The 12,522-nt window shown below is 45.7% G+C and carries 14 protein-coding genes; 11 read left to right on the top strand and 3 right to left on the bottom strand.

The genetic code is table 11. The features are described 5' to 3' along the window. Window positions 1-11: 11 nt before the first annotated feature. From QY97_RS01485 to QY97_RS01475, 3 genes are all read left to right on the top strand, one after another. The gene (locus tag QY97_RS01485) at window positions 12-224 is read left to right on the top strand and encodes an acetyl-CoA carboxylase biotin carboxyl carrier protein subunit (protein WP_039232514.1); all 213 of its coding nucleotides are present in this window, start codon (window positions 12-14) and stop codon (window positions 222-224) included. Window positions 225-235: 11 nt separating this feature from the next. Further along, on the top strand, window positions 236-1,144 hold the full coding sequence (locus tag QY97_RS01480) for a hydroxymethylglutaryl-CoA lyase (RefSeq protein WP_039232511.1): 909 nt from the start codon (window positions 236-238) through the stop codon (window positions 1,142-1,144). Window positions 1,145-1,221: 77 nt separating this feature from the next. Further along, a complete protein-coding gene (locus QY97_RS01475; protein WP_039232509.1) occupies window positions 1,222-2,760 on the top strand; it encodes an acyl-CoA carboxylase subunit beta in 1,539 nt (512 codons plus the stop codon). 81 nt (window positions 2,761-2,841) lie between these two features. Here QY97_RS01475 and QY97_RS20360 read toward each other — a convergent pair whose 3' ends face one another. Then, entirely contained in the window at window positions 2,842-2,991 is a 150-nt protein-coding gene (locus tag QY97_RS20360) for a hypothetical protein (protein WP_157761879.1), read from the bottom strand. Window positions 2,992-3,145: 154 nt separating this feature from the next. Between QY97_RS20360 and hflX the strand changes: the two genes are divergently transcribed. The 4 genes from hflX (at window position 3,146) to glnA (ending at window position 7,617) form a co-directional block, all read left to right on the top strand. Next, window positions 3,146-4,408 carry a GTPase HflX gene (hflX, locus tag QY97_RS01470; RefSeq protein WP_039232507.1) on the top strand — a complete coding sequence of 421 codons (1,263 nt, stop codon included), beginning with the start codon at window positions 3,146-3,148 and terminating at the stop codon, window positions 4,406-4,408. A gap of 13 nt (window positions 4,409-4,421) precedes the next feature. After that, window positions 4,422-5,684, top strand: a complete 1,263-nt coding sequence (locus QY97_RS01465; protein WP_039232504.1) for a methionine gamma-lyase family protein — start codon at window positions 4,422-4,424, stop codon at window positions 5,682-5,684. A gap of 134 nt (window positions 5,685-5,818) precedes the next feature. Further along, window positions 5,819-6,223, top strand: a complete 405-nt coding sequence (locus tag QY97_RS01460; RefSeq protein ID WP_039232502.1) for a MerR family transcriptional regulator — start codon at window positions 5,819-5,821, stop codon at window positions 6,221-6,223. Window positions 6,224-6,282: 59 nt separating this feature from the next. Continuing rightward, window positions 6,283-7,617 (top strand): type I glutamate--ammonia ligase, encoded by a 1,335-nt coding sequence (gene glnA, locus QY97_RS01455; RefSeq protein WP_039232500.1) that lies wholly within the window; start codon window positions 6,283-6,285, stop codon window positions 7,615-7,617. Window positions 7,618-7,696: 79 nt separating this feature from the next. Here glnA and QY97_RS01450 read toward each other — a convergent pair whose 3' ends face one another. Together QY97_RS01450 and lexA are read right to left on the bottom strand one after the other, a co-directional pair. Further along, window positions 7,697-7,921, bottom strand: coding sequence for a KTSC domain-containing protein (locus QY97_RS01450; RefSeq protein WP_229731519.1), 225 nt, complete (start codon window positions 7,919-7,921; stop codon window positions 7,697-7,699). A gap of 147 nt (window positions 7,922-8,068) precedes the next feature. Further along, window positions 8,069-8,692 (bottom strand): transcriptional repressor LexA, encoded by a 624-nt coding sequence (gene lexA, locus QY97_RS01445; RefSeq protein WP_039232494.1) that lies wholly within the window; start codon window positions 8,690-8,692, stop codon window positions 8,069-8,071. 158 nt (window positions 8,693-8,850) lie between these two features. On the opposite strand from lexA, the gene yneA reads away from it, so the two are divergent. From yneA to tkt, 4 genes are all read left to right on the top strand, one after another. Beyond that, window positions 8,851-9,174 carry a cell division suppressor protein YneA gene (gene yneA / locus QY97_RS01440; protein WP_039232491.1) on the top strand — a complete coding sequence of 108 codons (324 nt, stop codon included), beginning with the start codon at window positions 8,851-8,853 and terminating at the stop codon, window positions 9,172-9,174. Window positions 9,175-9,179: 5 nt separating this feature from the next. Beyond that, a complete protein-coding gene (locus tag QY97_RS01435; RefSeq protein ID WP_039232488.1) occupies window positions 9,180-9,836 on the top strand; it encodes a YneB family resolvase-like protein in 657 nt (218 codons plus the stop codon). A 117-nt stretch (window positions 9,837-9,953) separates the two neighbouring features. Further along, window positions 9,954-10,187: a DUF896 domain-containing protein gene (locus QY97_RS01430; RefSeq protein WP_039232485.1), complete on the top strand. Its 234-nt coding sequence runs from the start codon at window positions 9,954-9,956 to the stop codon at window positions 10,185-10,187. 270 nt (window positions 10,188-10,457) lie between these two features. Continuing rightward, window positions 10,458-12,464, top strand: coding sequence for a transketolase (tkt, locus tag QY97_RS01425; protein ID WP_039232483.1), 2,007 nt, complete (start codon window positions 10,458-10,460; stop codon window positions 12,462-12,464). Window positions 12,465-12,522 lie beyond the last annotated feature (58 nt).

Genomic DNA, 12,522 nt, shown 5'->3' with positions numbered 1-12,522 from the left:
GAGTGTTAAGAATGGCTAAAATACAAGCAAGCATGGCAGGAAACGTGTGGAAGGTGCTGGTAAAGGAAGGAGAGGAAGTGAAGACCGGCCAAGATGTAGTCATTTTAGAATCGATGAAGATGGAAATCCCTATTACGGCTCAGGCAGATGGAAAAGTACAAAAAATATATGTGAACGAAGGGGATTTTGTGAACGAGGCAGATGATCTCATTGAGGTGGAATAGGAGGGTGTACATTGAAGCTTCCGAACAAAGTCACGATTAAAGAGGTCGGACCCAGGGACGGATTGCAGAATGAATCTCAGCAAGTAGGCACAGACAACAAGACTGCCTGGATTAATCGCTTATCGGAAAGCGGACTGTCCTATATCGAAGTAACCTCCTTCGTCCATCCGAAATGGATTCCGCAGCTGGCTGATGCGAAGGAGGTACTCTCTTCCATTAAGAGAAAGCCGGGAGTTACATATGCCGCTCTCGTACCAAACAGGCGCGGTCTGGAAAGAGCACTGGAAGGGAATGTGGATGAAGTCAGTGTATTCATGTCAGCAAGTGAAACACACAATAAGAAGAACATTAACAAAACGATAGCGGACACGTTGCCCGTATTGAAAGAGGTTGTGCAGGATGCCAAAGCAGCAGGCAAGTCGGTAAGAGGCTATTTATCTACCGTCATTGCCTGTCCTCATGAAGGATTGATTGAGCCGGAAAGAGTGAAGGCTATTGCCGGTGAATTAAGGGAAATGGGGATCGAGGAGCTTTCGCTCGGTGAAACAATTGGGGTCGCTGTGCCCTCGCAAGTAGAGAGACTGTTGGAAACATTGCTGCCTGATTTTTCGGAAAAGTTCCTTGCCATGCATTTTCATGATACGAGAGGTACTGCCTTAGCTAACGTATGGAAGTCGCTTGAAATGGGCATTACCACCTTCGACAGTGCTCTTGGAGGGCTTGGGGGCTGTCCATACGCCAAAGGAGCAGCAGGAAATGTAGCGACAGAGGACTTGCTCTATATGCTCGGGGCGGCTGGAATAGAAACCGGCGTTTCCATGGATAAGCTGATCGAAGCTGGAAGTTATATGGAATCTGTGCTGGGAAAGCCGATGAACAGCAGGCAGATGGAGGTTTACCGCAAAGTAGAAGTAGAGTAGAAGGGGCATGATCAGAGACAAGCAGAATAGAAGAGAAGGCCCACCGGCAACAAATAGAGGAAAGTGAGGAGAGGCAAATGAGCGAAACGGATGTGAAGACAAGCTATCAGGATAGAAAGGAGCGCGTACTGAAAGGCGGACAGGAGAAGTATCATGAAAAAAATAAAGAAGCTGGCAAGCTGTTTGTACGCGACAGACTTCAGCTTTTGTTCGATCAAGGCTTGCAGGCAGAGGACGGATTGTTTGCTAATGTAATGGCGGGGGATTTACCGGCAGACGGCGTTGTGACGGGGATAGGGAAAATCAATGGGCAGAGGGTATGCGTTATGGCGAATGACTCAACGGTGAAGGCAGGCTCATGGGGCAAGCGAACAGTTGAAAAGATCATACGTATTCAAGAAACGGCAGAAAAGCTCCGTTGCCCGCTGATCTATCTCGTTGACTCTGCTGGGGCAAGAATTACGGATCAAATTGAAATGTTCCCTGGACGCAGAGGAGCCGGCCGTATCTTTTACAATCAGGTGAAACTGTCTGGTAAAATTCCGCAAATTTGTTTGCTCTTCGGCCCATCGGCGGCAGGAGGTGCATATATTCCAGCGTTCTGTGATGTCGTGGTGATGGTAGAAGGAAATGCTTCCATGTATCTAGGCTCACCAAGAATGGCGGAAATGGTGATCGGTGAGAAAGTTACGCTAGAGCAAATGGGGGGCGCCAAAATGCATTGTTCCGTTTCCGGCTGCGGGGACGTGCTCGTAAACACCGAAGAAGAGGCGATTGAGTATGCAAAGAAGTACCTAACCTATTTTCCTGGCAATTACACGGAGAGGCCTGCCCGAACCGCACCTCAGCCGCCCGCTGATTTTGAGAAAACTATTGAGGAAATCATACCGAAAAACCAGAATGCTCCTTTTGATATGTATCAATTGATTGATCGTTTAATAGATAAGGAAAGTTTTTGTGAAGTGAAAAAGCTATTTGCAGCAGAGCTGATTACCGGATTCGGCCGGATTGAAGGGCAGCCGGTTGGGATCATCGCTAATCAGCCGCGTGTAAAAGGCGGAGTGCTGTTTCATGACTCGGCGGATAAAGCAGCAAAATTCATTAGCTTGTGTGATGCGTTTCATATTCCTCTTTTATTCCTTGCGGACGTGCCAGGCTTCATGATTGGAACGAATGTAGAAAGGGCAGGTATTATTCGCCACGGTGCTAAAATGATCTTTGCGATGAGCGAAGCCACCGTGCCGAAAATGACAGTGATTGTCCGAAAGGCTTATGGTGCCGGTCTTTATGCGATGGCCGGACCGGCGTTCGAACCGGATTGCTGTTTGGCTCTGCCAACGGCTCAAATCGCAGTGATGGGTCCAGAGGCTGCGGTGAATGCCGTGTACGCGAATAAAATCGCTGCCCTTCCAGAAGAGGACAGGCCAAAGTTCATTCAGGAGAAGCGGGAGGAATATAAAGAAGATATTGATATTTACCGGCTCGCTTCTGAGTTAATTATTGATGATGTGGTGGAGCCTGACCGGCTTCGTGAAGAGCTTGCGGCCCGGCTGGATGTGTACATGTCGAAGTACATGATATTCACCGACCGCAAACATGGTGTAAATCCAGTATGAGCAGAAAAGACAGCCTTTTCAGAACGGAGAAGCCGACCTGAGAAGGCTGTCTTTTTTTAGAACGAAGCGCTCTCTTTAGCATCATCTAGTTATATTTATAGATAGTGCCTGCAAGAGCGCAGAAATAGGCACACCAATAAGGATGTTACGGATGTCTCTGTCTCCAAATACTATAATCATACCGGATGCCTGAACGCCAAATAAGTCACAATCTTCCTCCGCCGCTGCCACCGAAGTTACTCATTTATTTATAATAAAAAATTTAAGGGGCGACTGACTAATAAAAATTAGAAAAACCTTTGCTATCAGCCCCTTAATTAGTATTTTTGCCTGCTTTTTGGTAAGATGTTGAATAATCAAAAACGCAAGGAAAGTGGGAAGATAATTGGATAATCATCAACGGGAGAAAGAGTATGCGATACTTGCGGGCTGCCAATTGACAGATGACAGTGAACAATTTGCTTATTCGATGGAAGAGCTGCGGTCGTTAACGGAAACAGCCCAAGGAGAAGTGAAAGCCGTTATTACGCAGAAAAGAGAGCGCATTGACTCAAGCACTTATATAGGGAAAGGCAAGCTAGAGGAGTTGAAGCGTTTAGAAGAAGAGATTGAGCCGGACCTTATTATTTTTAATGACGAGCTTTCCCCGAGCCAAATAAGAAACTTATCCACAGAGCTTAACGCAAGAGTAATTGACCGGACGCAATTAATTCTTGATATTTTCGCTCAGCGAGCCCGCTCAAGGGAGGGGCAGCTGCAGGTGGAGCTTGCACAGCTGGAGTACTTGCTGCCGCGGCTTGCTGGACAGGGGACTGCTTTATCTCGTCTCGGGGGCGGAATCGGTACACGAGGTCCGGGAGAAACGAAGCTTGAAAGTGATCGCCGCCACATCCGCCGGAGAATAGATGATATTAAGCGTCAGCTTCAAACGATCGTTCATCATCGTGAACGATACCGGAGCCGCCGCAAGAAAAACAAGGCGTTTCAGATCGCGCTTGTCGGCTATACGAATGCCGGAAAATCCACCCTGTTTAACCGATTGACCACGGCTGAGTCATTAGAAGAAAATCAGCTGTTTGCTACGCTCGATCCACTGACAAGAAAAGTGGTGCTGCCAAGCGGTTATCAGGCGATCTTAACCGACACCGTTGGCTTTATTCAGGATTTGCCGACGACCCTTGTCGCTGCTTTCCGCTCTACACTGGAAGAGGTAAGAGAAGCAGACCTGCTGCTGCATGTGGTAGACAGTTCTAACCCTGATTTTAACCAGCATCAGGAAACAGTGAATGAACTGCTTAAGCAGCTAGAAATGGACCATTTGCCGGAGCTGACGGTGTATAATAAGAAAGATCAGCGGCACGATGAGTTTGTTCCATCCTCCAGGTCAGAGCACTTGCTGATCAGCGCTTTTTTAGAAGAGGACCGTCTTGAGCTAAAGTCAGCGATTGAAAAAATGATGAAAGAGCAAATGGCGCCTTACCGGGGAAGAATTCCTGCATCGGAAGGCAGACTGCTTACTCAACTGAAAACAGAAACCATTGTAGAATCAGCTGTCTTTGATGAAGAGGATGAGACATATTTTGTGAAAGGGTTTGCGTTTAGCGACCATCCGATTGCGGGAGACATTCGTAAATATACAGAAGAATAGAAGGGAAACAGCAATGTTTGAGTTACTGACACATGGATATAAGCTTCAGCCTATTGCTGAAGAAGTAGAAAGACAAATCGCTGATGTGCATAGAGAGATTGATAAAATGGCCGAGACCAACCAGTTTCGGGTGCTAGAGAGCTTCCGGCGCCAGCAGGTGAGTGATTTTCATTTCACTCCATCTACCGGCTACGGTTATGATGATAGCGGCCGAGATACCTTAGAGCGCATTTATGCAGATGTACTTGGAGGCGAAGCAGCCCTTGTCCGTCCGCAAATTATTTCGGGCACTCATGCGATTTCTATCGCGCTTTTCGGTATCTTACGGCCAGGAGATGAGCTTCTCTATATAACAGGAAAGCCTTATGACACATTAGAGGAAATCGTCGGCATCTCGGGTACAGGCAATGGGTCTTTAAAGGAGTTCGGTATTGCTTATAACAGCGTTCCGCTTCAGGAAAGCGGACGTCCGGACTATGAGGCCATCCGGGCAGCCATTCAGCCGAGTACGAGGATGATTGGCATTCAGCGTTCAAAAGGCTACGCTGTCCGGCCTTCCTTTACTGTTGCAGAGATCAAGGAAATGATTGAGTTTGTTAAAGGGATTAAGGAGGACGTCGTTGTATTCGTCGACAACTGTTACGGTGAGTTCACAGAGGAGCGGGAGCCATGCCATGTCGGGGCGGACTTGATGGCGGGTTCTCTCATCAAAAACCCGGGCGGCGGCCTTGTGAAGACAGGGGGCTACGTCGTAGGGAAAGCTCCATTTGTAGAAAGCTGCTCATACAGAATGACCTCTCCGGGCATAGGAGCAGAGGCAGGGGCGAGTCTGTACAGTTTGCAGGAAATGTACCAGGGCTTTTTCCTCGCTCCTCACGTTGTAGCAGAAAGCCTGAAAGGAGCGGTCTTCACGGCGGCCATGCTGGAGAAGATGGGAATGAACACGACACCCAAATGGCATGAAAAACGAACCGACCTTATTCAGTCTGTGCAGTTTGATGATCGTGAGAAGATGGTGGCGTTTTGCCAGGCTATTCAGTATGCTTCGCCTGTCAATTCTCATGTCACCCCTTATCCAAGCTATATGCCAGGCTATGAAGACGACGTCATCATGGCAGCAGGAACATTTATTCAAGGGGCCAGCATTGAGCTGAGTGCTGATGGTCCGCTGCGCCCGCCGTTTGTCGCTTATGTGCAGGGGGGACTAACATATGCCCACGTAAAAATTGCCGTCTGCCAGGCGTTAAATACGCTTATTGAAAAAAATTTACTGTAAAAAAACAAACCGGTTCCAGCAGTTGATGCAGGGGCCGGTTTGTTTTTTTTATTATGTAAGGTTAGCTAACATAGGTTTGACAAGTAAATTTACGAGGTATATAATAACGGCGTTGAGGAAAGGAGAGATCATTGATGAGAAGCAGTATTCGGCGTTCTATGCCATTATTCCCGATTGGAACGGTGATGAAACTGACCGATCTATCGGCCCGGCAAATTCGCTATTACGAAGAGCATCAATTGATTCATCCACAACGGACGGAGGGAAACCGCCGGCTCTTTTCTTTAAACGATATTGATCGCCTTTTTGAAGTAAAGGACTTACTCGATGAAGGAATCAATATGGCAGGAATCAAAAAGCTTCTGCTAGAAGAAGGAAAGACAGTTGTACATAGTGACTTGAAGGATGAAGAAGGTAAAGGTAAGAAAGATTTCACTGACGAAGAAGTCAGAAAGCTTCTGCGCAAGGAATTAATTAACGCAGGGCGGTTTCAGCGCCCCGACTCTTCCTTCGGAGAGAAATTTCGCAATTTTCATTAAGACCAGCTATTTGCTGTTCAATTATTAAGCTTTATTATTTTGAGGAGGAATCCATCTGTATGGGCAAGTACACAAAAGAAGACATTATGAACTTGGCGAGAGAAGAGAATGTAAAATTTATCCGCCTGCAATTCACTGACATACTAGGAACTATTAAAAACGTAGAGATCCCGGTAAGCCAGCTGCAAAAAGCATTAGACAATGAGATGATGTTCGATGGTTCTTCCATTGAAGGCTTCGTACGAATTGAAGAGTCTGATATGAATCTTTATCCAGATTTAGATACGTGGGTTGTATTTCCTTGGACAGCTGAAAAAGGAAAGGTTGCCCGCTTAATCTGTGATATTTATATGCCGGACGGAACGCCATTCTTAGGAGATCCCCGCAGCAATTTAAAGCGTATTTTAAAAGAAATGGAAGAATTAGGATTCTCAAACTTCAACTTAGGGCCTGAGCCGGAATTCTTCCTATTTAAACTAGATGCTAAAGGTGAGCCTACTTTAGAATTAAATGACAATGGAGGCTACTTTGATCTTGCGCCGACAGATCTTGGTGAAAACTGTCGCCGCGATATCGTACTAGAGCTTGAAGAAATGGGCTTTGAAGTAGAAGCGTCTCATCACGAAGTCGCTCCAGGACAGCACGAGATTGACTTCAAATATGCGGATGCTTTAACAGCTTGTGATGATATTCAAACATTCAAACTTGTTGTTAAAACAATCGCAAGAAAACATGGATTGCATGCTACGTTTATGCCAAAGCCTTTATTCGGTGTGAGTGGTTCAGGAATGCACTGTAACATGTCCTTATTTAAAGACGGCAAAAATGCTTTCTACGATCCAGAAGGTGAATTAGAGCTAAGTGAAACAGCTTACCAATTCATCGCGGGCACGATCAAGCATGCTCAGGCCTTTACAGCGATTACAAACCCAACTGTCAATTCTTATAAGCGCCTTGTTCCAGGCTATGAAGCACCTTGTTATGTTGCTTGGTCCGGACAAAACCGCAGCCCGCTTATCCGTATCCCGTCTGCACGCGGCATGAGTACCCGTGTAGAGGTAAGAAGCGTAGACCCGGCAGCTAACCCATATTTAGCGATGGCCGTTCTTCTTCAAGCAGGGCTAGACGGTATTCGCAACGAACTGAAGGCTCCAGCGGCTGTTGACCGCAACATTTACACAATGGATGAAGAAGAAAGAAAAGCAGAAGGAATAGAAGATCTTCCATCCACATTGGCTGAAGCACTTAGAGAATTGAAGAAAAATCCAGTCGTTAGAGAGGCGCTTGGAGAGCACATCTTTGAGCATTTTATCGAAGCGAAAGAAATTGAATGGGACATGTTCCGTACGCAAGTTCACCCTTGGGAGCGCGAGCAATACATCCAAACTTACTAATACAACCAAAAGCCGCCGGCACATTCAGTGCTGGCGGCTTTTTTTAGGTGGGAATGGAATGACACAATGTCTGTGGTTGTTAACTGATAAGAGAATACACTTCTGTATCTTTCTGGTATCTATATTTATATTTTATTCGTGCAGCATGGAACCGGCCTTTTGACGGAGCCCGCAGTAAGCCTTCATAGACCGTTCGTGGCACATCGAAATACAAATAGATACCATTATGAAACTCCACCCTCATCGTACGGCTTTCTTCATCGTACCCAACGGCTTTTAAATGGCTGGAACGAACCGGGTTCATATCTATGATGAATCACCTCGCAAAAAATCTGTTCATATTCCTTCGTATTCATTCATACGTTTTATTAAACTAACAATCTATTAAACTCTGTGATCTTTGAAAATAAAAACTCCTTTCAGCTTCAAGGAAAGGAGCAAGGTGAAATTATTAATGAATATGTCTGTAAACACCAACCACTTTTCCAAGAATCGTGACAGTTGGCAGAATGATAGGTTCCATGGAGGAGTTCTCAGGCTGGAGGCGGATAAAGTCTTTCTCTTTGAAAAAGCGCTTCACTGTAGCTTCGTTCTCTTCTGTCATAGCTACAATGATCTCGCCGTTCTTGGCCGTTTGCTGCTGCCGTACAACGACGTAGTCGCCGTTTAAAATCCCGGCTTCGACCATGCTGTTACCTTCAATCTCAAGCATGAATACCTTCTCATCAGCAGGAGCAAGCCTCTCAGGCAGCGGAAAGAATTCCTCTACATTTTCGATAGCAGTGATAGGCAGACCAGCTGTCACCTTTCCGACAAGCGGAACATTTACTACGTTCTGTTTTGGTACAAGGTCTTCTTCTTTTGTATCTAATATTTCAATCGCACGCGGCTTGGTTGGGTCACGGCGGATAATGCCTTTGCTTTCTAAGCGGGCAAGATGGCCGTGAACAGTAGAACTTGAGGCGAGGCCAACTGCTTCTCCAATTTCTCTCACTGATGGCGGGTATCCTTTAGACTTTACTTCACGCTTAATGAAATCTAATATGTCTTGCTGCCTTTTTGATAGTTTCGTCATCCATCCACACCTCTTACGTTTATCGTTTTTCTGTATTATAGCACGGTACAGGGCAATATACAAACATAAGTTCGAGTTCCTGGCTTGACTCAAACAAATGTTCTTACTAAAATAATAGATAACAATACGAACGAATATTCGAGCGGAGGGATTTTGTTATGATAAAGACAGCACTAAAAGAAAATTACTACGTATTATTATTAGCAATTGTAACGATAGCAGCAGGGTTTATGCTGATTAGCGGCTTTAGCACACCGGATTATTCCTATGAAGAGGTCATTGTCCAAAAGGGAGATTCTCTTTGGAGTATAGCGGACCGATATGTAGCGGAAAATGGCATGAATAAGGAAGAATTTATTAAGTGGATTCAGGAGGAGAATCAGCTGCGGACCGTTAAGATTATAGAAGGAGACCGGCTCTTAATTCCCATTAGCGAGTCGAAGGCCTATCTTGATCGTCAAGTCGTACTTAAAGGGGAGTAAGCAGAGTGAAAGCAATCATTTATTGCAGGGTAAGCACGAAAAAGGAATCTCAAGAGACGTCTTTGGAACGTCAGGAAGAAGAGCTGCTGGAATTAGCCGCCAGCAGAGGATATGAAGTTGCAGCAGTAATTAAAGACCGGGCGAGCGGCTACGAGCTGGACCGGCCGGGAATGCTCGACCTGCTGGATAAGGTGAAAGCAGAAAAAGTATCTGCGGTACTAATTCAAGATGAGACACGGATTGGACGGGGAAATGCAAAAATTGCCCTGCTGCATTGCTTATTTAAAGAAGGGGTAAGGGTGTACAGTATCGCTGATGATGGAGAGCTTCGGCTGTCTGAATCTGATTCAATGGTTATTCAGATTGTCAGTATGGTTGAGGAGTATCAAAGGAAAATACATAACTTAAAAATCAAGCGCGGAATGAAGCGTGCTGTAGAGAATGGGTTTCAGCCTGAAAAGAATTTGAAAAACAGAGGAAACCCGGCAGGCAGAGAAAGAAAAGAAGTACCTATTGAAGAGATTGTCCGCCTGCGCAAAAACAAGCTGACATTTGATGAAATTGCGGCAACCTTAAGAGGGTTTGGTTATAACATATCAAAAGCGACTGTACATAGAAGGTTTAAAGAATACGCCGAGAAGGTGAATGAGCCCGTTAATTAGGCAACTTGCTTGTTTAGACGTCTTTTTTCTTATAGAATGAGAAGGAATCATCTTATAGAAAGGAGCGTCTGTTGAATATCTAACCATTTAAGGTTAGAGGTTGAACAGAGACAATCTATGCTTTCTTCAAATAAACTTGCACGTATCAATGAACTTTCTAAAAAGTCAAAGGCAGAAGGCCTTACACCAAAAGAGCAAGCGGAGCAGAAAGAGCTGCGCCAGGAATACTTAAATGCTTTCCGCAAGTCGGTAAAGAACACGGTAGAAAACGTGCGTATTTTTGATCCAGAGGGGAATGAAGTAACTCCTAAAAAGGTCAAAAACATTCAAAACCGAAAAAGAATGCATTAATGTAACTTCGTCTTTGTCAGCGGAAAAAGTTCATGTTCAATATGAATAGGTTAGTTAAGAATACTTGCCTTAAAAGCACGGAAAGCGGTATGGTTACGGACCTGTAAGCGCCCGCGCGGAAGAAGTGAGTCTTTGCTAATAGGAAAGGGCCGGCTGAAGCCGGTTTTTTTGTTATAAATTTGAGGCGGATGTTCTCCGAAATCTTGTATATTTTCTGAAAGACCTATAATATTAAGAAGGAACTACATTGTCTAGGAAAGGAAGTTTGCCATGTTCGACAAAGTTGATCAGTTAGCAGTCAATACTATTCGTACTCTTTCAATAGATGCGATTGAAAAAGCAAATTCCGGCCACCCAGGGCTGCCAATGGGCGCTGCCCCGATGGCGTATACTCTTTGGAGCCGCTTTATGAATCATAATCCAAAAAACTCCAAATGGTTCAACCGGGATCGTTTTGTACTTTCAGCAGGCCACGGCTCTATGCTGCTTTACAGCTTGCTGCATTTATCCGGGTACGATCTTTCTATGGAGGAAATTAAGAACTTCCGCCAATGGGGAAGCAAGACACCAGGACATCCGGAATATGGCCATACGGATGGCGTAGAAGCTACAACAGGTCCTCTTGGTCAAGGGGTAGGCATGGCTGTCGGAATGGCGATGGCTGAAAGACATCTAGCAGCTGTTTATAATAAGGATGATTATGAGGTTGTCAATCACTTTACATATGCCCTTTGCGGAGATGGAGACTTAATGGAAGGTGTAGCTTCAGAAGCTGCCTCTCTTGCTGGGCACTTGAAATTAGGCCGTTTGATCATGTTGTATGATTCTAATGATATTTCACTAGATGGAGAACTGGATAAGTCCTTCTCTGAAAATGTCGGGGAACGTTTCCAATCATACGGATGGCAATATTTGCGTGTAGAAGATGGCAACGACATGGAAGAAATTTCCAAAGCGATTGAGGAAGCACAAAAGGATACTTCCCGCCCGACTCTGATTGAAGTAAAAACAATTATCGGTTATGGTTCACCAAATAAGTCAGGTAAGTCAGATGTCCACGGTGCCCCGCTCGGTGAAGATGAGATGAAACTGACGAAGGAATATTACCAATGGACATTTGAAGAAGACTTCTATGTGCCTGAAGAGGTATACGGCCGCTTCGAGGAACTCATCGTTCAGAAGGGCAGAGAAGCAGAAGAAAAATGGAACAACCTATTTAAGGAATACCAGCAAAAGTACCCCGAGCTTGGCCGACAGCTCCAGGGAGCGATAAATGGTGAGCTGACTGAAGGCTGGGATAAGGATATTCCAGTATATGAAGAAGGAAAAAGCCTGGCCAGCCGTGCGTCTTCTGGTGAAGTGTTAAATGCGATTGCGAAAAATCTTCCTACGTTTATCGGCGGTTCTGCGGATTTAGCAGGCTCCAATAAGACAGCGATTAAAAACGAAAAAGACTTTTTCCCAGACGCATATGAAGGACGCAACATTTGGTTCGGTGTACGGGAGTTTGGCATGGGAGCAGCGCTGAATGGTATGGCGCTTCATGGCGGACTTCAAGTCTTCGGCGGCACCTTCTTTGTCTTCTCAGACTATCTGCGCCCGGCTATTAGACTATCTGCGCTAATGAATTTACCGGTCACATACGTGTTTACACACGACAGCATTGCTGTAGGTGAGGATGGGCCAACGCATGAGCCGGTTGAACACTTAGCGGCTCTGCGCTCCATGCCGAATGTATCTGTTATTCGCCCGGCTGATGCAAATGAGACAGCGGCGGCCTGGAAGCTGGCTGTTACGTCTAAGGAGACACCGACAGCGCTTGTACTGACTCGTCAAGGCTTGCCAACATTAAAAGGGACTGCTGAGACGGCAGCAGAAGGCGTAGCGAAAGGTGCTTACGTCGTCTCACCGGCCGGAAAAGAAACAGCTGATCTGCTGCTTCTAGCGACAGGTTCTGAAGTGAGTTTGGCTGTGGAGGCACAGCAAGCTCTTGAGCAGGAAGGGATTCATGCATCAGTTGTCAGCATGCCTTCTTGGGATCGCTTCGAGCAGCAAAGCGAAGAATACAAGCGTTCTGTCCTTCCGAAAGAAGTAAAGAAACGCTTAGCAATTGAAATGGGAGCTTCCTTTGGATGGGAACGCTATACAGGCGATGAAGGAGATATAGTAGCAATAGATCGTTTTGGTGCTTCTGCTCCAGGCTCTACTGTGATGAAAGAGTATGGATTTACAGCTGAAAATATCGTTTCACGCGCCAAAGCGTTGCTTGATCGTTAATAACAAAAGACAAGAAAGAAAAGCCGGGCAAGGCTTGCCTGGCTTTTCTTGTGGTTAA

It is taken from the genome of Bacillus thermotolerans (genome assembly GCF_000812025.2).
GTDB lineage: Bacteria > Bacillota > Bacilli > Bacillales > Domibacillaceae > Quasibacillus > Quasibacillus thermotolerans.
Note: the sequence above shows the minus strand (reverse complement) of the source record. Positions and strands in the feature narration are given on the sequence as shown.

Excerpts from the sequence above, each read along its gene's own strand:
- glnA (WP_039232500.1), top strand. The coding sequence starts at position 6,283 with ATGGGCAAGTACACAAAAGAAGACATTATGAACTTGGCGAGAGAAGAG.
- QY97_RS01465 (WP_039232504.1), top strand. The coding sequence starts at position 4,422 with ATGTTTGAGTTACTGACACATGGATATAAGCTTCAGCCTATTGCTGAA.
- QY97_RS01460 (WP_039232502.1), top strand. The coding sequence starts at position 5,819 with ATGAGAAGCAGTATTCGGCGTTCTATGCCATTATTCCCGATTGGAACG.
- QY97_RS01450 (WP_229731519.1), bottom strand. The coding sequence starts at position 7,921 with ATGAACCCGGTTCGTTCCAGCCATTTAAAAGCCGTTGGGTACGATGAA.
- tkt (WP_039232483.1), top strand. The coding sequence starts at position 10,458 with ATGTTCGACAAAGTTGATCAGTTAGCAGTCAATACTATTCGTACTCTT.
- QY97_RS01430 (WP_039232485.1), top strand. The coding sequence starts at position 9,954 with ATGCTTTCTTCAAATAAACTTGCACGTATCAATGAACTTTCTAAAAAG.
- yneA (WP_039232491.1), top strand. The coding sequence starts at position 8,851 with ATGATAAAGACAGCACTAAAAGAAAATTACTACGTATTATTATTAGCA.
- QY97_RS01475 (WP_039232509.1), top strand. The coding sequence starts at position 1,222 with ATGAGCGAAACGGATGTGAAGACAAGCTATCAGGATAGAAAGGAGCGC.
- lexA (WP_039232494.1), bottom strand. The coding sequence starts at position 8,692 with ATGACGAAACTATCAAAAAGGCAGCAAGACATATTAGATTTCATTAAG.
- QY97_RS01485 (WP_039232514.1), top strand. The coding sequence starts at position 12 with ATGGCTAAAATACAAGCAAGCATGGCAGGAAACGTGTGGAAGGTGCTG.